The organism is Kitasatospora sp. NPDC054939, assembly GCF_053610105.1.
Genome location: NZ_JBSGXP010000034.1, coordinates 1 through 17,901, shown reverse-complemented (window position 1 = coordinate 17,901; position 17,901 = coordinate 1). Strand labels below are relative to the sequence as shown.

Annotated in this window: 18 protein-coding genes and 1 pseudogene; 8 read left to right on the top strand and 11 right to left on the bottom strand. The window is 72.1% G+C overall.

Features of this window, described 5'->3' with window-relative positions; all coding sequences use genetic code 11:
• Positions 1-264 precede the first annotated feature (264 nt).
• On the top strand, positions 265-549 hold the full coding sequence (locus tag ACWGB8_RS12800) for a hypothetical protein (protein WP_452212984.1): 285 nt from the start codon (positions 265-267) through the stop codon (positions 547-549).
• 471 nt (positions 550-1,020) lie between these two features.
• On the opposite strand, the gene ACWGB8_RS12795 is transcribed toward ACWGB8_RS12800, so the two are convergent.
• Positions 1,021-1,368 carry a deazapurine DNA modification protein DpdA family protein gene (locus ACWGB8_RS12795; RefSeq protein WP_452212982.1) on the bottom strand — a complete coding sequence of 116 codons (348 nt, stop codon included), beginning with the start codon at positions 1,366-1,368 and terminating at the stop codon, positions 1,021-1,023.
• Positions 1,369-1,470: 102 nt separating this feature from the next.
• Between ACWGB8_RS12795 and ACWGB8_RS12790 the strand changes: the two genes are divergently transcribed.
• On the top strand, positions 1,471-2,535 hold the full coding sequence (locus ACWGB8_RS12790) for a helix-turn-helix domain-containing protein (protein ID WP_452212981.1): 1,065 nt from the start codon (positions 1,471-1,473) through the stop codon (positions 2,533-2,535).
• Here ACWGB8_RS12790 and ACWGB8_RS12785 read toward each other — a convergent pair.
• The 5 genes from ACWGB8_RS12785 to ACWGB8_RS12765 form a co-directional block, all read right to left on the bottom strand.
• The gene (locus tag ACWGB8_RS12785; RefSeq protein ID WP_452212979.1) at positions 2,466-3,122 is read right to left on the bottom strand and encodes a S26 family signal peptidase; all 657 of its coding nucleotides are present in this window, start codon (positions 3,120-3,122) and stop codon (positions 2,466-2,468) included. The two genes, ACWGB8_RS12790 and ACWGB8_RS12785, sit on opposite strands and share 70 nt — an antisense overlap.
• Positions 3,123-3,215: 93 nt before the next feature.
• Positions 3,216-5,093, bottom strand: coding sequence for an ABC transporter ATP-binding protein (locus ACWGB8_RS12780; protein ID WP_452212977.1), 1,878 nt, complete (start codon positions 5,091-5,093; stop codon positions 3,216-3,218).
• Positions 5,093-5,641 (bottom strand): TlpA family protein disulfide reductase, encoded by a 549-nt coding sequence (locus ACWGB8_RS12775; RefSeq protein WP_452212975.1) that lies wholly within the window; start codon positions 5,639-5,641, stop codon positions 5,093-5,095. The genes ACWGB8_RS12780 and ACWGB8_RS12775 overlap by 1 nt, the downstream gene beginning before the upstream one ends.
• 12 nt (positions 5,642-5,653) lie before the next feature.
• Positions 5,654-6,274, bottom strand: a complete 621-nt coding sequence (locus ACWGB8_RS12770; protein WP_452212973.1) for a MauE/DoxX family redox-associated membrane protein — start codon at positions 6,272-6,274, stop codon at positions 5,654-5,656.
• A 57-nt stretch (positions 6,275-6,331) separates the two neighbouring features.
• A complete protein-coding gene (locus tag ACWGB8_RS12765; RefSeq protein WP_452212971.1) occupies positions 6,332-6,532 on the bottom strand; it encodes a hypothetical protein in 201 nt (66 codons plus the stop codon).
• An 832-nt stretch (positions 6,533-7,364) separates the two neighbouring features.
• Here ACWGB8_RS12765 and ACWGB8_RS12760 point away from each other — a divergent pair.
• From ACWGB8_RS12760 to ACWGB8_RS12750, 3 genes are all read left to right on the top strand, one after another.
• Complete coding sequence (locus ACWGB8_RS12760) at positions 7,365-7,778, top strand: hypothetical protein (RefSeq protein WP_452212969.1); 414 nt, start codon at positions 7,365-7,367, stop codon at positions 7,776-7,778.
• Positions 7,779-8,418: 640 nt separating this feature from the next.
• Complete coding sequence (locus ACWGB8_RS12755; RefSeq protein ID WP_452212967.1) at positions 8,419-9,465, top strand: alpha/beta hydrolase; 1,047 nt, start codon at positions 8,419-8,421, stop codon at positions 9,463-9,465.
• Complete coding sequence (locus ACWGB8_RS12750) at positions 9,462-10,241, top strand: helix-turn-helix transcriptional regulator (RefSeq protein WP_452212965.1); 780 nt, start codon at positions 9,462-9,464, stop codon at positions 10,239-10,241. Before ACWGB8_RS12755 ends, ACWGB8_RS12750 begins: the two co-directional genes overlap by 4 nt.
• Positions 10,242-10,250: 9 nt before the next feature.
• Here ACWGB8_RS12750 and ACWGB8_RS12745 read toward each other — a convergent pair whose 3' ends face one another.
• The 3 genes from ACWGB8_RS12745 to ACWGB8_RS12735 form a co-directional block, all read right to left on the bottom strand.
• Positions 10,251-10,784 carry a hypothetical protein gene (locus tag ACWGB8_RS12745; RefSeq protein ID WP_452212964.1) on the bottom strand — a complete coding sequence of 178 codons (534 nt, stop codon included), beginning with the start codon at positions 10,782-10,784 and terminating at the stop codon, positions 10,251-10,253.
• A 104-nt stretch (positions 10,785-10,888) separates the two neighbouring features.
• The gene (locus ACWGB8_RS12740; protein WP_452212962.1) at positions 10,889-11,332 is read right to left on the bottom strand and encodes a hypothetical protein; all 444 of its coding nucleotides are present in this window, start codon (positions 11,330-11,332) and stop codon (positions 10,889-10,891) included.
• A 257-nt stretch (positions 11,333-11,589) separates the two neighbouring features.
• Positions 11,590-12,246 (bottom strand): hypothetical protein, encoded by a 657-nt coding sequence (locus ACWGB8_RS12735; RefSeq protein ID WP_452212960.1) that lies wholly within the window; start codon positions 12,244-12,246, stop codon positions 11,590-11,592.
• 392 nt (positions 12,247-12,638) lie between these two features.
• Between ACWGB8_RS12735 and ACWGB8_RS12730 the strand changes: the two are divergent.
• A pseudogene (locus tag ACWGB8_RS12730) lies at positions 12,639-12,791 on the top strand (glutamate--tRNA ligase); the annotation flags it as partial.
• A 137-nt stretch (positions 12,792-12,928) separates the two neighbouring features.
• Here ACWGB8_RS12730 and ACWGB8_RS12725 read toward each other — a convergent pair.
• Positions 12,929-13,417, bottom strand: a complete 489-nt coding sequence (locus ACWGB8_RS12725; RefSeq protein WP_452212958.1) for a hypothetical protein — start codon at positions 13,415-13,417, stop codon at positions 12,929-12,931.
• 711 nt (positions 13,418-14,128) lie between these two features.
• Here ACWGB8_RS12725 and ACWGB8_RS12720 point away from each other — a divergent pair.
• Together ACWGB8_RS12720 and ACWGB8_RS12715 are read left to right on the top strand one after the other, a co-directional pair.
• Complete coding sequence (locus ACWGB8_RS12720; RefSeq protein ID WP_452212956.1) at positions 14,129-15,169, top strand: LGFP repeat-containing protein; 1,041 nt, start codon at positions 14,129-14,131, stop codon at positions 15,167-15,169.
• A gap of 326 nt (positions 15,170-15,495) precedes the next feature.
• On the top strand, positions 15,496-16,278 hold the full coding sequence (locus tag ACWGB8_RS12715) for a VOC family protein (protein ID WP_452212954.1): 783 nt from the start codon (positions 15,496-15,498) through the stop codon (positions 16,276-16,278).
• A gap of 302 nt (positions 16,279-16,580) precedes the next feature.
• Here the strand turns inward: ACWGB8_RS12715 and ACWGB8_RS12710 are convergent, their stop codons facing one another.
• A complete protein-coding gene (locus tag ACWGB8_RS12710) occupies positions 16,581-17,765 on the bottom strand; it encodes a zinc-dependent alcohol dehydrogenase (RefSeq protein ID WP_452212952.1) in 1,185 nt (394 codons plus the stop codon).
• Positions 17,766-17,901 lie beyond the last annotated feature (136 nt).

Genomic DNA, 17,901 nt, shown 5'->3' with positions numbered 1-17,901 from the left:
AGGCTGCTCCCCTCCCCCCGGTTCCGCACCCCGGCGGCAGGGGCCGTCCGGGAGGGCCCGGGCCGGGTTCGGGGCGGCCCCGGGGCGGCGGTCGAAGCGGCTTCGGGGGCGGCTTCGGAGCGGCTCCGCGAGCCGGTCCGCGGCGTAGGCTGGAGACAGAGGGCCGCCGCCCACCCGGACGGCACTCGGGGGCCCGCGCGGTGACGCCGGCCGACCGGTGACCGACGGCTTCCGCGTCCGGACCACGCTGACGGGAGCACCACCATGACGATCCCGGGCTTCCACGCCGAGGCATCCCTTCACCGGTACACGGGCGGGTACGCGACGGGTCGCCATCCGGCACCCACCCGCGCCCGCACCGCCGGTGACCGGATCGTCCCCATGCTCACCGAGGAGGAGCTGGAGCTGATCCGCACGTGCGACCGGCGCTGGACCGGCTGCCAGGAGGGTTGCGAGCCCCTGCGCGAGAACTACGACGCGTGGCAGCCGTGCAACGCCGCCTGCAACCACGACTACAACATCTGCATGCACCCGGAGACGTCCGGGTAGCCGTCCGGGCCGACTGAGGAGCCTGGCCACAACATGCCTTCCGGCCGGGGTGGTTGACCACCCCGGCCGGCTTCGCGAGACGACGGCCGGGGGCCGGATCGGCTCCGGCTGGAGTTCCCCGCTCGCGTGCGCCTCCTCATGGTGCGGTCACCCGCTCGGCGGCGGGCACGGCGGTCCGGATGCGTCGATCCTGGGTCGGCCATCGATCGATGCGCATCGGCTTGGAAAAGCCTGCTGGATCTCATTCCGGTACGTGTGCCGTGCATCTGACGGCGTTTCGGCCGCATCGCCGTGGATCTGTCGGTCCCGTCGCCCTGGGGCGGGCAGCGCACCGCGACTCCCTGCCATCGGGGGCCGTACAGCGACCATGCCGGAGGGGGTCGCACGAACAGAGCCGCCCCGGGGTCCGGGTCTGCCCGTCATTCCCCGAGTGCGGTGCGCGGCTCCGGTTCCACGTCACGTCCCGTCCCGTCACGTAGGCGGACATCGCGGGCCCAGGACGACGGGATCCCCGGCGAGCTCCGCCAGCAGGGCGTCCGGCTTCGCCCGGCCGACCGACGGCATCAGGAGGATTCGGCGCAGGTGCTCGCCCAGGCTCAGGCCGGTCTTGGCGGGCATCCAGGGTTTGCAGACCCAGTCCTGGGGGCTGGCCCATTCCAGGTTGCCGATCTCCTCTCCGTAGCGGGTGACAGCGGCCGCGTACTGCTTTGCCGCGGTCTGCCACCGACCGTAGAGGTCGATCTCGCTGAACGCCCCGCTGTCGAGAGCCCAGGGACCGATCGCCCGCGGGAGGGCCTTGCGGCCGGGAGCAGTTGACATCGGCAGGCTTTCGTGTACGTAGTTCCGCCCCCCACTCGGCTATGCCATGCTCAGGACAACTTTCTGTCTGCGCACGGCAGTTCGGAACACAAGGGGGAACACGTGAGAGACGAACGGGACCGGTGTGAGCCCGAGAGCATCACCGAGGTGGCCGCGTTCATGGCGGGCCTGCGCCGCCTGCGCGTGCTGTCGGGGCTGACGTACCGCGAACTGGCCCGTCGGGCGGAACTGGAGGGACGCGTCCTGCCCGCCAGTACCGTCGCCGCCGCGCTCGGCCGGGAGAAGCTGCCGAGGGCAGAGCTCGTCGAGGGCTTCGTCCGGGCCTGCGGCTGTCCGCCGGACGCCGTCGCCGCGTGGCTGGCGGCGCGCAGCAGACTCGCCTGTCCCCCCGCGCCCGAGGCCGCCGTCAGCACCGAGGCCGTTCCGGTGCCCGACCGGAGAGTCCCGGTCGAGGAGGAGACGGCGGTGCGGCCCCGGGGCACAGACCTGCGCCGACGTGCCGGACTGTACATCGGTGCGGCGGGAGCCGCGACGAGTGTGGTCCTGGGACTGGTTCTGTGGATACACCCCGCGTCCACGGCCGGTGGGGTCGACCACCAGCGGGTCGCCCATCCGGGCGGAGCCGCCGCGGGTCCGGTGGAGTCGGTGCCCGTCCCCGAGGGCAAGTACCGCATTCGCGTCGCGTACTCGGGGCTCTGCCTCGCGGAGCGGGCCGGCGAGGGGACGGGGCAGGTCCACCAGGCGGAGTGCGCCGACGCGATCCCGGACTACGCCCTTGAGAAGTTCCCCGACGGCACCTACGAGATCCTCTCCAACCACCCCGAGTTCGGACCGGGCTGCATGGGCGTGACGGAAGCGCGGACAGCCGATCTCGCCCAGGTCACCGACGACTTCTGCGGCCGGCGCGGACCGGCCGAGCGCTTCGTCCTGGAGCCCGCCGGCACCACCGCGACCGCCGCCGGCCCCGGGGTGGTCGCGAGCGGTGGGGACACCCCGCCCACCGGCGCCCTGTACCGGCTGCGGCCGCGCCATTCGCAGAAGTGCCTGGGCTTCCCGCTCTCGGCAACGCCGGGCCGGCACGAATGGCAGCCGCTGCTTCAACTGTCGTGCAGCCCGGCGTCGGAGCGGCAGCTATTCGCGTTCGAGCCGGTGACCGGTCGCGGGTGACGGCGCAGCCGGCCGGGGAGTCTGCGCGGTTCGCGATGGTGGTGCGGTTCGGGGGAGCGGCGACGCCGTGCGGACCGGCCGAGCGGCCGGACGACGACCCCCAGCACCTCCGCCGCCGCGTAGTAGCCGAACCGACGTGAGTCGAAGCTCTGCGTCGGATTGTCCCCGAGCAGCACCAACATGCCCGGCGGAACGGTGCCGCCGGGCGCGACCGCCGACGGCGGAACGCTGCCGTGCGGCACCGCGTCGCCGGGCATCGCGGCGACCCGCTTGATGATCCACTCGAAGTATGCGGGCTCGTCGGGGCCCATCACGGCACGCCCGAGCACTGCGATGTCCCCGACGGCCCGGACGGGGCCGCGTCGGACGAGGAGCCGGTCGCCGGCCCGGAGCGTGGGCTGCATGCTCGCTCCACGGACGGTCACGACCACCCAGCGGCCCCGCAGCAGTGCACGCGCGGTGGCAAGCGTCATCCAGGAGAGGGGCAGCAGGACGAGGAGCCACACCAGCGGTGCGGGTCGACGCACCAGTGCCGGCAGCACGACCGTGGCCGGCAACGGCAGCCCGAGGAGCAGGGGGCCGCCCACCCGGCGGGCGAGCCCCCTGCCGCGGCGGCAGGGTGCCGGAACACGTGGTGGTGCGGGAACACGTGGTACGGGAGCGTTCACGATGGTGTGTCCTCAGTCGGGTGCGGCGGTTTGGTAGCCGGATGCCTGGAGCGTGAACAGTCGTGCGTACGCCCCGTCGAGTTCGAGCAGTTGTTCGTGGCTGCCCGTCTCGGTGACGCGGCCGTTCGCCAGGACGACGATCCGGTCGGCGTCCCGGAGTGCGCCGAGGCGGTGCGAGACCAGCACTCGGGTCCGACCCGCGTGCGTGCGCCGCAGGGAGGCGTGGATCTCCGCCTCGGCCTCGGCGTCGAGACCGGCCGACGGCTCGTCGAGGATCAGGAGTTCGCTGTGCTCCCGGAGCAACGCCCTGGCCAGCGCCAGCCGCTGGAACTGTCCGCCGGACAGGACCACGCCCGTCTCGGGGTTGTCCCGGTCCTCCTCCATCATGAACGTCCGGGACAGCAGGGTGTCGTACCCGGACGGCAGGCGGCTGAGGAACTCGTGGACCCCCGCCCGACGTGCCGCGCGGGTGAGGCGCGCGCGGTCGCCCAGGGCGCGCAGGTCGCCCAGGGCGATGCTCTCGGCCGCGGTGAGGTCGTAGTTCATGTAGTCCTGGAAGACGGCGCCGATCCTGTGGCGCAGCTCCGCGGGATCGACGTCGCGCAGGTCGACGCCGTCCCAGCGGATCGCGCCCCGGACCGGGTCGTAGAGCCGGCAGAGGAGCTTGACCAGAGTGGTCTTTCCGGCGCCGTTCAGGCCGACCAGCGCCACCGACTGTCCGCACGGAACGCGGAGGCTGACGCCCCGCAGGATCCAGGGGTGGTCGGGCGAGTAGCGGAACCACACGTTCTCGAACTCGATCGCCCCGCGCAGGGCCGGCAGCGCGCGGGGTTCCGCGGCAACGGGAAGGTCCGCCGGCGCGGTGGTGACGGCGACGAAGTGACCGAACATCAGCAGCGACTGGTGGGTCCCGGCGATCGCCCCTGCCAGACCGCCCAGCGCGGCCTGCACGGCGACGACGGCGGTGAGGAACATCGCCACGTCACCCATCGACAGTATGCCCCGACCGGTCGCCGCCACGGCCCAGACCAGGCCCCCGCCCGAGACCGCTGCGGCCAGGACGCCCAGGCCGGCCTGCCAGACGACCTCCCTGCGGTCCACCGTCCGTCGCGCGGCATCGGCCGTCCTGCGCTCCGCCAGCATCCGGCCCCGCAGGTGAGGGGCCGTACCGAAGAGCCGGATCTCCTTGGCCGCTGCGACGCTCGACAGCAGGTGGCTGTAGAACATCTCGCGGCGCTCGGCCGGTCCGACCGTGACCGCGACCCGCGCGCGCTGCCGGGACAGCGCCACCTCCGCGACCAGGGTCGGGGCGCCGGCGACGAGCACCAGGGCCGTCATGCCCGCGCTCAGGGTCCACAAGGAGACCAGGAAGCCCGCGAGCGTGATCGCCGACTGGGTGAGCCGCAGCAGACCGTCCACCGCCTGGAGGGGCATCGTCCCGCCGGCCTGTTCGGCCAGGCGCAACCGGTCGAGGAAGGCGGGGTCCTCGAAGCGGGCGAGGCCCACGAACCGCTCGACCGCGCGGAACAGCCGGTCCTGGGCCCGCAGGCCCACCGCGCGGTCGAGTTCGGTCCTCAGGTACTCGCCGCACTGCGGGGCAAGCGCGAGGGCGACACCGGTCAGGGCGAACCCGGTCGCCCACCACTGCGGGTCCCCGGCGGGGTTGCGGCCCGACAGCCCGTCGAGGATCAGCTTGGTCAGCCAGGCCGCCGCGACCGGCAGGACGCCGCCCACCAGCGTCGTGAGCAGGTACAGGCAGAAGACACCGGGCGCCGCCGTGAACGCCAGGCTGCAGGCCGTCCGCAAGGCCTGCGCGCCGCCGTCCGCATGCTGTTTCGAGTCCCCGCCCCGGTCGCGGCCTGCGGAGGTGACCACCGCGGGCTCGGCCATCAGATCAGCGTGCCCACCGGCCGGTCCAGGTCGATGCGGTTGTCGCTGACCCGCATCCGACCGAGCTCGTCCCGGGCGACCCGCAGCAGCGTCGGGAAGGACGACACCTTGAACGCTCCGGCGACCGGGCCCATCCCGTCGGTCACCACCACGCGCGCAACGGGGGCCAGCGCCGCGGCGAACTCCCGCTCCCTGCCGTCGTCCTCGGCGACCACCACGAAGGTCTGATCCCTGCCACCGGGCAGCCTCCTGGCGTACTCGGCGAAGCGCGGCATCTTCTCCTGACACGGTGAGCAGTCGTGCATGAAGAAGGCCACGAGGCAGTCGTCGGCGAGGTCCTCGCGCCCGAGTTCCTCGCCTTCGAGCGTCACAGCGGCGAACTCGCCGACTTCCAGTCCGACGGGTACGTCCGACTCGGTCGGGCCGCCGCGCCGGGCCAGCAGTTCACTGTGCTCGCGCAGGCGCTTGACCACACCGATGGTCAACAGGGTGTTGAGGCAACACACCATTCCCACCACCAGGACGACAACCACAGAAATCGCACTCATGACTGACTCCGTTCAGATTCCTGGACGAACAGGTCGCTCGACCGACGACGACGACGGAGGTGACGGCGAGCGTGGACGTGACGGGGCGGGAGCGGGGCGGACCGGGTTCCGGACCAGCGAGACGATCTCGTCGAGCACGGTCACCAGGCCGCCCACCACGGCTCCGGCACACGCCGCGGCCGCCACCCCGGCCCACACCGGCGGGCCGTGCGCGACGTGCGTCACGAATGCACCGGCGCCCGCCGCGGCGGCGAGCAGCAGGTTGCGCAGGACGTGGTGCGGCGCGAGCACCGCCGAGGAGCCGCCGAAACAGCGGCAGGGTCGGCGGGCGCCGCGACGTAGCAGGAGCGCGATCACGCCCGCGAAGACGAGCAGCACCAGCCCCGCTCCGGCGAAGCCCGCGACGACGACCCGGCGGGCGGGCGCGGCGAGGCAGGCGACCAGCGCCAGCTCGACCGCCACGACGCACGCGGCGGCAGGACCGACCAGGCGCTCCGGCAACAGGCCCATGGCCCGTAGCGACGCGCGGAACTCGCGGTGGGACGACGGGCCCAGCTTGCTCAGGGACGCGACGAGGAACACGACGCCGACGAGCAGGCGCAGGCCGACGGCCAGGTAGAGCACGACAGACACCGACCTTTGCTGACGCGGGGGCGGCGCCGCGCGGGCGCCGTCCCCTTCCGGACCCGGTCAGCAGGACCGTGCGTTGCACCAGGTGCTCTTGACGACACAGCCCTGGCCGTCGCAGCAGTACGCCTTGCACTGCTGGTTGCTCGGGCACTGCCAGCACGCCCTGAACCACTTGCAGCCGCACTGGGCCGCGGACGCCTCGATGCTGGGCACGAACCGCTCCAGCAGGCCGGCGCCGATGGCCTCCAGCTTCTTGAGCACGGGGATTCCCCTCTCCTCCGGTTCGCCCGGTCCTCCGGTGGGCCGGGCCGGAACGAGGTTCACCGGCGTCGGGAGGGCAGCGCAACCGAACCGGCCGACCGGCACGGTGCGGATCCGTCCCGTCCCCGTCCCGAAGTAAAGGCGCAGGTCGGACGGGTGTTCCGGACTGTCCCGAACAGTCCGGAACACGCCTGCACCGCAGCGGGACGGCGCCGCGGATCGTGTCCGGCCTCCGGCGGGCGGTTGCGGCGCTTCACGGATGCGCGGAGACCGTCGCGCTCCGGCCCGCCGCTGCCGGACTCGGCATCGGCACCGGGGTCGCGCTTCCCGGGCGTGACTCGGCGGCGGCGCCGAGGCCGCCGCGACGGCGCCGCCGTCGGCGCAGGTCGGCCCACACGGCTTTGCCGACACGCCGAGCGTTGGGCTACTGGTGTCGGTGCCGCCGCGCGTCTCGGGAGGGCCCTGCCCGCGGGACCGACGTCGGCAGGTCGGACCGACCCCGTCCGGACGGGGGTCGGCGATCTGTCACGGCGTCCGCCAGCAGCCTCGCTGGGCGGCAGCACGTACAGCGTCAGAGCGCACCGTCGTTCCAGGGCAGGAAGGCGACGAACTCCAGCGGATCGTCCTGCGGATCCAGGCGCCGGCTGGGCCCTGTCCGGCTCCCGTCGGTGTCCCGGTTCGGTAGCAGGGATCACCGCCGGAACCGGTGGCTGCTCCCCGCCCCTACAGTGGGCGGCAGGGGAGAGGAGTGGTCCTGGGGGAACACGAACTGCCACGCAGGTATCAGGCGACCGGGCGGACGGCCTGGCCGGCAGTAGCCGGCCTGGCAGTCATGACACTCCTGCTGATGTCCTTCGTCTGGGTCGAGAGCGACCTCCTCGGTATCCCGGACTGGGTGAAGATTCTGACGACCGTGGCGGCGTTCCTGTTCGACGCCACGGTTCTCCTCCTCCTTCCGGCGTCCGGCACCTACGTGGACCGCGACGGCATCCGGGTCCGGGTCCTCCGGACGCGCCGACTGGCCTGGGCGAAGATCGAGGACATCAGGATCGAGCCGATGCCGGCCTTGTCCAAGAACTCCGGAGTCACGCCGAACGTGGTCGTGTACGCCTACCTGACCACCGGCCGACGCGTGCTGCTCGCCCACCTGAACGACCTGCACCAGGATTCGCTGTTCCGCGTCGAGCGCGAGGTCGAGTTCCTGCTCACCATCCGCGACGAACAGTGCGGCGCCGACGCCCGCTAGTTGTACTCCACGAATGGGCCTTCGCGGCCCTACCGCAGCGAGCAGGAACGCCGGGACTCCTACGCCGACTGGCTCCGCCTATACGAGTACCGGGTGGCGTCGCCCGGTGGACCGTGTGGCCGGCCGCAGCCGGCAGCCGTTGAGGATCACGGGCACGGCCGGAACCGGGTTCATCGCTGGCCGTCACCCCGTACAGGAAGCGGGCAGACCTGCCCAATCGGCGGTCGCCGGGCCGCCCGGCGCGACTGAGATCGCCGGCTCGGCGCCGGGTGTCGCCCGGCGCCAAGCCGCCCACAGGACTGTGCTTCAGCCGGCTTGACGTCCTATCGCCCCGAGAGGACGTTGAACCGGGTCCGACGGGGCGGCATGGACCACCACGAGGTCGGGCTCCTCGGGCTGCTCCATTCCAGCAGCGGGAAGCAGCAGTTCAGGTCGGGCGCCACCAGGAGCCGGTGCGTTTCTCCTCGGCAGCCGTCAGCGGCGGTCACGGCCCGCCGGAGGGCCGCGGCCCCGACATCGCTCGGCGCGCCGGGGCCGGCCTCATCCTCCCCCCGCCACGGGTACCGGGCCCGCCATGTGACGCAGCTCTCGGGGAAACGGTGACAGGACGTTGTCGCGAGTGGCTGCCAGCCTGTGCGGTATGACGATCACCGATGAGGACTGCCTCGCCGAGACCCTGGCCTTCAACGAGGCGTTCGAGGCCGCCGCCGCGAGCCGCCCGGCCCGTGAGGAGGCCCCCGACGCGGCCCTGCTGGCCGCGCTGCGACGCAACCGGCTCGGCGGTGACACCCCGCCGGTGCGCCTGGCGCAGGGCCGGGACCGCGTCGTCGACGACGTCCCGGTGCGGGTCTTCGTACCGGACCGCGTCGACGGCGTGTACCTGCACATCCACGGGGGCGGCTGGACGTTCGGCTCGGCGGACGGACAGGACGAGCGACTGTGGTCGCTCGCCGAGGCGGCTCGGCTGGCCGTGGTCAGCGTGGAGTACCGGCTCGCACCGGAGCACCCGTTCCCCGCCGGGCCCGACGACTGCGAGGCGGCGGCCCGGTGGCTGGTGCGACACGCGGCGGCCGAGTTCGGCACCGACCGGCTGCTGATCGGCGGCGAGTCGGCCGGCGCCCACCTCGCCGTCCTGACCCTGCTGCGCCTGCGCGACCGACACGGCATCGTCGGGGCGTTCCGGGCCGCCCACCTGCTCTTCGGCCCCTACGACCTGTCGATGACGCCGAGCCAGCGCACCTTCGGCTCCCGGCGGCTGCTCAGCAACACCGACTCGCTGCGGCGCACCTACGAGCTGTTCACCCCGGGTCTGACGGCCGAACAGCGCCGGGACCCCGGAATCTCGCCCCTGTTCGCGGACCTCACCGGTCTGCCGCAGGCCCGGATGGTCGTCGGCACCGAGGATCCGCTGCTGGACGACTCGCTGTTCCTCGCCCGGCGGTGGCGGTCGGCGGGCGCGCCCGTGCAACTCGGGGCCGTGGCCGGTGCCATGCACGGCTTCACGCTGTACCCGTCGACCGTCACGGAGCGCGAACACCGGCGTGCCCGGGAGTTCCTGTCCGCGGCCCTCGTCGATCCCGGCGGCGCGGGCACCGTCCCCTCCCGCGGACCGGCCGCCGGCCGCCGACCGCCAGCCGCAGGTGGCCGGCCGCCGGTGGCCGATCGGACGGTAGCCTCGCCCGCATGAACCGCACCGACCGGCTCTACGGCCTGGTGGAAGAACTGCGCGCGGCGGCGCCGCGACCCCTCACGGTCGCGGCCCTCGCCGCGCGGTTCGGGGTGAGCACCCGCACGGTCCAGCGCGACCTGCAGGCGCTGATGGCCACCGGCGTCCCGGTGCGCACCTCCTGCGGGCGCGGCGGGGGCTGGTCGATCGACCCGCGGGCGACCCTTCCCCCGATCCACCTCACCCCCGACGAGGCCTCGGCGCTCACGGCCGCACTGGCCGCGGCCGACGCCGCCACCCCGTACGCGGGCGCGGCCCGCACGGCGGCCCAGAAGATCGCGGCCGCCGTGACCGGTCCGGCCTCGGCGGCGGTGCGCCACCTCGCCGCACGGATCGTCGCCCTGCCCGCACCGGGCGACACCGCGGTCCGTAGCGCCGTGGAGCACGCCCTCGCCACCGACACCGCCCTGCGGCTGTCCTACCTCGACGCGGCGGGGCGCCCGAGCGAGCGGCTGGTGGAACCGGCCGGACTGCTCACCGCCGACGGCCGGTGGTACCTCATCGCCTGGTGCCGCACCCGGCAGGCGGGTCGGGGCTTCCGGCTGGACCGGATCACCGCAGCGACAGCGAGCACCGAGCGGGTCCGGCCCCACGACCTGGCCGCGCTGCTGCGCGGCTCGGCGGCAGCCGGCGCCGTACCACCCACCGCACTGGCCCCCCTCACACACGCCGTCGGTACCCCAGGGCCCGCAGGCCCCGCACCGGCCGGTCGCACTCCCCACCCCCGAAGGACCTGAAGCCCCGGATCACACGGTGCGGCACGCGACCAGGGCCTCCACCACCTTCCGGGCCGGTGCGCGATCGGTGGCGTTGGCGCGGTAGTCGACGAAGGCCTGGCGGAACGGGGCCTTCTTCCGGAAGGTGCCGTCGGCATTGTTCTTGCCGAAATCGTGATCGTCCCACGTTGCCCACACCGGCATCGAACTGACCAGCCTGTCGATTCCCGGCGTGGCCAGGAAGTCCCGGTGATGCCTGCGCGCCTGCGCCAGAGGACCACCGATGCCCGGTATCGCGATGTCGGCGTACGGGGTGTCGCCGAGCATGACGAAGCCCTCGCAGCCCTTGGCGATGATCTGGTTCCACACAGGGTTCGGCACGCTGTGCGCACAGGAGCCGAAGCCCAGGGTGACCGGGGTGGCCGCGGTCGCCGGCGCGGTCCTGAACGACCCCGTCAGCGGGACGAAGGACACCGCCGCGTCCGGGGTGATGGTGAAGGTGTACGCCGTGTTCGCCGTCAGCCCCGCCACGTCGAACAGGACGGTGTCGTCGTTGGCGGCCACCGTGTTCCCGGTGAGGGTGGCTCTCACCGCAGCCCCCTCTCTCACCTCGCACTTCCAGGACCCGGCCCGGCCGGGCCCAGGTCCGGGCCGTGGACACGCCCACGTCACCGACGAGCGGACCGGCCTTGGGCGACGGCGTGGCGGTCACGGGATCCGCGCTCCCCCTCCGCACCGAATCGACGTACTTCGCCAGGGCGTGGAAGAACTCGTGACTGTCCTCGATGGCGGCAGGGGACTCGACCGCCGTCGTGCCGTTGCACAGCCGGAGCCGGGACCAGCCCGTCCTTCAGCCGCACCGGCTGGTTCGGGTTCAGGGCCACCACGGTGAAACCGGCGTTTCTCAGCAGCCTGGTCAGCCCGCGGGCGTTCGTGACCACATCGGTGTCATCCAGCACCGCCGCGATCAGCCCCGTGTGGGAGTTCGAGTGCGCCACCGCGGTGGTGCCGCTCAGGGCGGTACCGGCGGCAGCCGCCACCGCGCCGGAGCCCAGCAGCTGGACCACCCTGCGGCGGCTGATCTCGGAGGGGGTGTGGGAAGAGTCGTCCATGGTCTTCTCCTGACGCGATGGGTGTCGGCCGATGCTGTCGAACCACGGCCACGTTCGGGCGTGGTCGAGCCGGAAGCGCGACGGAGTGGGGCAGGCAGCCCGCTGGTTGGGGTGGTCGGTGCGTGGCACGCCGGGCGGCCGCCCGCGCCTGGGTGGGGGCGTCGCAGGCCGGCCGACTGCGGCTGTGTCTCCGCTTCGACGGGCCGGTCCGGTGGTACACCGGAACCGGAGAAACGAAGCGGGGTGATGGAAGGGAACTACGGCGCCGACGCAACGGCGCTGTCAATACTCCTGCACCCGGAAATCTGCCCGCCGAATCCGGACGGGCGGGTGAAATACGGGCCGGGTGAACGGGACTCCGCCCCGGGCTTCGTCTCGACTCCGGCGGCGGCGGTCGCCTCGCGGATGCGCTGCCGCTCCTCGCGGACGGCCGCGGCGTGGGCGAGGGCGCCCTCGCGGCCGATGCCTTCGGCCAGGGCTGCGGCTTGCTCGTCGTCCCGGGCCATCTGCGGGACCTGCTCGATGGCACAGAGGGTGCGCCCGGCTGTCCGGCGGCGGACCCGGGTCCGGATGTCACTGAGTAGGCCGTAGTCCTTGCCGTCGGGTTCGTCCTCACCGACGGCCAGGTCGTCCTCGTCGTCGGGGTTGGCCGGGTGCTGGGCGAGGGCGGTGTGCAGCGCCGGCCCTGCCTCCCACGCCTCGGCGTGCGGAACCGGTTGCGGCAGGCCATCCGGGCCTCGGCTGACCACAAGACGGCCTTCCACCAGAGCCGCCCAACCCACCATGCCGTCGATGCCCTTTCTCCACCCCGCCGCGGGCAAGGCCGGACCCGTGGTGCTCGACCTTGCGGACGTCCGGGCACAGGAAGACATCCCTGGAGCACCGCGTCCGGGCGCCTTGCGCTTGCCGTGCACCTGTGTTGTGTCTTACCGCTCAAGGAGATCACGAGCGCCAGCGACGGGTGGTGCATATCTATACGAACCATGGCAAAATGGTCGTAAGTGATAGTGCTCTACAGAGGAAGATCACCCATGCCACATGGAGCCCACCCCCACGCTCCCACCGTCCGCGCGAACATCGACCGGGCCCGAGGCTGCGAAGAATGCCGCAGCTGGGGCACCGTGATCACACCCGAGGGCCGCCACGAGCTGTGCCCAAGGTGTCAGTACCCTGGTTAACACACGACCCCCGATCCCTGGGCCGGCAACCCCCAGGCCACCTTCGACGGATTCGGCCGGCAGCCGACCCCGCCCCCGTACACCCCCGGCCCAGGAACCCCGAAACCGGCGCCCCGAGCCGGACGGCCGAGCACGGCCTGAAGCTGGGCAAGGCCCAGGCACCGGTGCGGGTCGCGGTGACCGGCCGGACCATCGGCCTGCCGCTGTTCGAGTCGCTGGAGGTCCTCAGCCGCAAGCGGACCCTGGCCCGCCTGGACGCCGCCCTGGAGCGCCTGGCCTGACCTCGTCCCACGACCTGCTGCCCGTACCCCACCGACCGCGGGGTACGGGCAGCAGCCGTTCGGCGCGGTCCGCGGCGGTGGCGTCGGCGGCATCGTCGGCCACAACGCGGCCCGGGCGGTCCTGGACGATCTGGCGGCTAGCCCATGCTCAGGTCGTAGCTGCCATGGCTCTCCAGCCTGAAGTGGGCCGTGCCGCTGGCTCCGGAGTACGCGTAGGCGCCACCGGTGACGGACCCGTCGAACTCCTTGGGAGCGCCGTCACCCGTGGGCACGAGCACGGACAGGGAGACCTGGTTCTCGGGACCGAGCTTGAGAAGTGTGTGGCAGAGCACCCGGTCGGGGCCCGTCTCGACCTTGGTGCAGGTGGAGTAGGCCGTGCCGGCGGCGGCCCCCTCGTCGTCGGTGAGGCCTGCCCGGGTCGCGAAGACGTTGCCCACCTCCTGCGGGGCGCCGCCGAGGCTGGTGCGGAACGCACTGTCGATGATGACGGCGGGGATCGGAGCGCTCCGGCCCGCGCGGGGGCCGCCGTCCGGGGTCCGACTGTCGGCCAGGGCGGGAACGGTCAGGGCGGCGGCCGCGCCTGCCATCGTCCCGGCGAGGACGAGGGCGAGGGCGCGCTTGGTCATGGATGTCTCCTCGTGCACGTCGGGCAGGTTGCCCGAATTCGAGGGAAGTTGAGCATGTCCGCCGCGCCGCTGCAGTCGCCGCGGAGGCGCCGGCCGGGAGCCGCTCCCGCGTTCGAATACCTTGCCCTGTGCCGCAACCAGTCGTCAACGAACCCTTCTGGCTGGTACGTCCGGGTGGTGACGGCCTTCACCTGAACGCCTGGCGAGGATCACCCGTCCGGTCGTCCTGCGCCGTCCGCGACGAGGAAACTCGGCAAGGGTCGGACAAGTGAGCGAGCTTCCCACCCGCCACCGTCACGATCGCCACCTGAAGTTCAGGGCCCCGATCAGTGGTCTCGCTGCCCGGGCGCGCTGGCCAACAGCGGCTCCGACGTCGGCCGCGCATGCGAGGCGGCGGGCCATCAGGGTGATCGCGGCCCTGTCGAGGTGGGCCTCGGAGTGCTCGGGCAGCCTCTTGTAGTCCCGGCCGACACGTTCGTGCGGCACGTGCGGTTCGGCATGGCCCAGGCGGAGCTGACGACCCGTACGTACGCCGGGCACGTCGCGCCGTACCTGCGCTGGTGCATACGGACGGGCCGCGACTGGCGGGTGGTGGCCGAGGAACTGGGGCTGTTCGTCGCCTGGTTGAAGTTTGGCTCGAAGGCGGTCACGGGCATCGACCGTCCGGCCGGCAGGAGGTTCGTACACCCGGGGCCGGGGCAGGAAGTTGACATGCATCCTTCCCTCGGACGTATCGGAACGCTCCTGGCGGCCCCGGTCGTCGCCCTCGCCCTGGTCACCGCCAGTCTCACCGTCGGCGCCACCCCCGCGTCCGCCGAAGTCTTCTGCGGGTCCCACTCCGTGGACGGCGCCATCTGGACCGAGTACACCCAAACCCCTGGCGTCCAGCGGTCGCTGGGCTGCCCCACCACCGACGAACTCGGCACCCCCGACGGTATCGGCCGCTTCCAGGTCTTCGACAACGGCTCGATCTACTGGACCCCCGGCACCGGCGCACACGCCGTGTGGGGCGCGATCCGCCCGTACTGGGCCGGCCTGGGCTGGGAGCGCGGCTATCTGGGCTACCCCCTCACCGACGAGATCACGAATCCCGACGGCTACGGCGTACGCCAGCAGTTCCAGGGCGGCACCGTCTACTGGAGCCAGTACAGCGGCGCCCACGCCGTCCACGGCATCACCGGCTGGTGGTGGGGAGAGAACGGGTTCGAACGCGGTTTCTACGGCTACCCGACGTCCGACGAATACCGAGAGGACTACGTCGGAGGCAACGAAGGCAACAACACGGGCGTACGGCAGAACTTCCAGTCCGGCCGCTACATCCTGTACAGCGGCGGCCAGTCCAACGCCTTCGAAAGCTGCCACACCGCATGCGTCGGCTACGGCGGCATCACCAACTCGAAGTGGGTGAAGAAGACCGAGGTGTACATGAACCTGGCGGACCAGAACAAGCGCTCCACACATGTCACCCCGACCGACGCCGCGTTCGCGAGTACCTCACACTCGGACACCGCTTCCAGCGACTCGGCGGACAACTGGAAGCAGGTCTGGTCCAACACGCTCAGGTTCCCGCACGCCACGCAGGGCGAGTTGCACTCGACCTACGAGCAGCTGTACTGCCACGCGTCGTACTCCTACTCCAACGGCGACGGTGGCCACTGGGGCGGTGAGACCTGGGACCTGGAAGCCTGGCGCTACGACATGGTCCCCTACGACGCGGGCAAAGCACTCCAGACCAAATGCAACTGGGAGTGACCCCCGCCTGACCACGTCCCCCTGCCCGAGCCGGCGGGGGGACGTCGCTGTTGCCGCGTCAGCCCGGCATCCGCGCGAGCGCCACGACGTCCGGCACCACCGCAGATCGCCGTGACAGCCGACGACGTCCGCAGCGGGCGGCCCGTGTCTCGATTCCTCACTGCTCTCCCCAGGACAGCGGACTGCCGGCTGGGCGGGCTCGGTGTCCGACGTGGTGGTGGTGATTGGGCAGACGGCGGGCTTCCTACGTCGTGGTGGCGTGTCGGACGGTTCGGGTCCGGACAGGGACGAGAGGGTTACGGGAGACCTCGATCGAAGGAGCGAGCATGCCCGAAGTTGTCACCCCCTCCACGACCGGCACGCCGTGCTGGGTCGATCTGATGGCGAAGGACCAGCAGGCGGCGCTGGACTTCTACCGCGACCTGCTGGGCTGGCAGGGCAGCCCCGGGCCGGCCGAGTTCGGTGGGTACGCGGTCTGCGAGCTGAACGGCAGGGCCGTGGCCGGCATCGGTCCCGCAATGGCGCCCGAGGGGATGCCGGATCCGCCCACCGTGTGGACCAGCTACCTGGCCAGCACCGACGCGCAGGCCACTCAGGAAGCGATCGTCGCTGCGGGCGGCACACTGCTCGTACCGACGATGGACGTCGGCGACCTGGGCCGAATGCTGGTCGCCTCCGACCCGCAGGGTGCCGTGTTCGGCGTATGGCAGCCCGGCGAGTTCTTCGGCGCGCAGGTCGTCAACGAGGCCGGCGCCCTGACCTGGAACGAACTGCACACCAGCGACGTGCCCGCCGCCACCGCGTTCTACGGTGAGGCGTTCGGCATCGAGATCGAGCTGCGAGACGGCGCCGAGTCCTACTGGGAGCTGCGGGTCGGCGGCCGCGCGGTCGGCGGCGTCACCCTGCTGTCCAACGACCCGCCCGGCGCCCCCGCGCACTGGCTGACCTACTTCGCCGTCGACGACATCGACTCCACCACGGACGCCCTGGTCAAGCAGGGCGGCATGGTGCTCGCCCCGCCGGTCGAGCTCATGGCCGGCCGCACGGCGGTAGTCGCCGACCCGCAGGGCGCATCCTTCGCCATGATCCAACCGCAGCCACTGCAGTAGGCCCGCCGACCGCTCCACCGGAGATCTCCGCCGGCCGCCCGGCTCCTGAGAGCCGGGCAGGCCCGCCACACCCCACGCGACGGGGGACGCGACAGGGGCCCGGGCGCCGGCGCCCACGCGGTGCAGTTCGTCACCCTGCTGGGTATTCGAACCCGCAAGTGAGGAATTGTTGCCTTGAGTTCCGGCAATGGTCCGGTGACCGCTGGGGCGGCTTCACACAACCGCAGCCCGCGCCGGAAAGCGATGCTGGTGAAGGCAGCCACGGAATGCGGGGATCTCGTCGGCAGCAGGCTGCGTGGTGTTCACGGCTTGAAGAGCACCTTCACGGCGCCGTCCTGCTTCTTCTGGAACATCTCGTACGCCGAGGGGGCGTCGTCGAGTGGGACGTGGTGGGTGGCGAAGGTGTCGACACCCAGCGGGTCGTCATCGGTGAGCAGCGGGAGGATGTCGCCGACCCATCGGTGCACGTTGGCCTGGCCCATGCGGAGCTGGATCTGCTTGTCGAACATGGTCAGCAGAGGCAGCGGGTCGGTCTGGCCTCCGTAGACGCCGGAGAGGGAGATGGTGCCGCCGCGCCGCACGAGCTCGATGGCCAGGTACAGGGCGTGGAGGCGGTCGATGCCGACGTGTTCCATCATCTTGGCGGCGAGGGCGCTCGGCAGCAGGTTGGTGGCCTGGGCGGCGAGCTTCGCGGCGGGCGAGCCGTGGGCTTCCATCCCGACGGCGTCGATGACGGCGTCCGGGCCGCGTCCGCCGGTGAGGCTGCGGATGACGTCGGCGAGGCGTTTGCCGTGCTCAAGAAGATCCAGGACGTGCACGCCCCTTCGCCGGGCCCGCGTGAGGCGTTCACCGACGAGGTCGACGCCGATCACCTGACCGGCGCCGCGGTGGAGGGCGATCCGGCAGCTCATGTCGCCGATCGGTCCCAGGCCCAGGACGACGAGGCTGCCGCCCTCGGGCACGGCCGCGTACTCGACGGCCTGCCACGCGGTGGGCAGCACGTCGGAGAGGAAGACGAAGCGGTCGTCCTCGGGACCGTGCGGCACCTTGATCGGCAGGTTGTTCCCGAACGGGACGCGCAGCAGCTCGGCCTGCCCGCCGGGGACCTGGCCGTAGAGCTTGGTGTAGCCGAACAGCGAGGCACCGGTGCCGTACTCCCGCACCTGGGTCGTCTCGCACTGCGAGTGCAGGCCCCGCGTGCAGGTGTGGCACGTCCCGCAGGACACGTTGAACGGGATCACCACCCGGTCGCCCACGCGCACGGCGGTGACCTCGGGCCCGGCCTCCTGGACGATACCCATCGGTTCGTGTCCGAGGATGTCGCCGACATCGAGGAAAGGCCCCAGAACCTCGTAGAGGTGGAGGTCGGATCCGCACAGTCCGCTCGTGGTCACCTTGATGATCACATCGGTCGGATCCTCGATGGCCGGATCGGGAACAGTGTCGACACGGACATCTCGCCTGCCGTGCCAGGTCAAGGCCTTCATCGTCGCTCCTCACGGGGCCGTACCGAGGCTCACCTCCCAGGCGTCTCTCCACGGCTCATGAGGCGAAACGGGCACATCCGCCGGCGGCTCGGGGCCGGGGGGGGCGGTTGGGGCGCGCCCCGGCCCGCAACGTCGC

What these genes read in the sequence shown, in the direction of transcription:
- ACWGB8_RS12800 (WP_452212984.1), top strand. Translation starts at nt 265, where the DNA reads ATGACGATCCCGGGCTTCCACGCCGAGGCATCCCTTCACCGGTACACG.
- ACWGB8_RS12795 (WP_452212982.1), bottom strand. Translation starts at nt 1,368, where the DNA reads ATGTCAACTGCTCCCGGCCGCAAGGCCCTCCCGCGGGCGATCGGTCCC.
- ACWGB8_RS12780 (WP_452212977.1), bottom strand. Translation starts at nt 5,093, where the DNA reads ATGGCCGAGCCCGCGGTGGTCACCTCCGCAGGCCGCGACCGGGGCGGG.
- ACWGB8_RS12775 (WP_452212975.1), bottom strand. Translation starts at nt 5,641, where the DNA reads ATGAGTGCGATTTCTGTGGTTGTCGTCCTGGTGGTGGGAATGGTGTGT.
- ACWGB8_RS12760 (WP_452212969.1), top strand. Translation starts at nt 7,365, where the DNA reads ATGACACTCCTGCTGATGTCCTTCGTCTGGGTCGAGAGCGACCTCCTC.
- ACWGB8_RS12755 (WP_452212967.1), top strand. Translation starts at nt 8,419, where the DNA reads ATGACGATCACCGATGAGGACTGCCTCGCCGAGACCCTGGCCTTCAAC.
- ACWGB8_RS12750 (WP_452212965.1), top strand. Translation starts at nt 9,462, where the DNA reads ATGAACCGCACCGACCGGCTCTACGGCCTGGTGGAAGAACTGCGCGCG.
- ACWGB8_RS12740 (WP_452212962.1), bottom strand. Translation starts at nt 11,332, where the DNA reads ATGGACGACTCTTCCCACACCCCCTCCGAGATCAGCCGCCGCAGGGTG.
- ACWGB8_RS12725 (WP_452212958.1), bottom strand. Translation starts at nt 13,417, where the DNA reads ATGACCAAGCGCGCCCTCGCCCTCGTCCTCGCCGGGACGATGGCAGGC.
- ACWGB8_RS12720 (WP_452212956.1), top strand. Translation starts at nt 14,129, where the DNA reads ATGCATCCTTCCCTCGGACGTATCGGAACGCTCCTGGCGGCCCCGGTC.
- ACWGB8_RS12715 (WP_452212954.1), top strand. Translation starts at nt 15,496, where the DNA reads ATGCCCGAAGTTGTCACCCCCTCCACGACCGGCACGCCGTGCTGGGTC.
- ACWGB8_RS12710 (WP_452212952.1), bottom strand. Translation starts at nt 17,765, where the DNA reads ATGAAGGCCTTGACCTGGCACGGCAGGCGAGATGTCCGTGTCGACACT.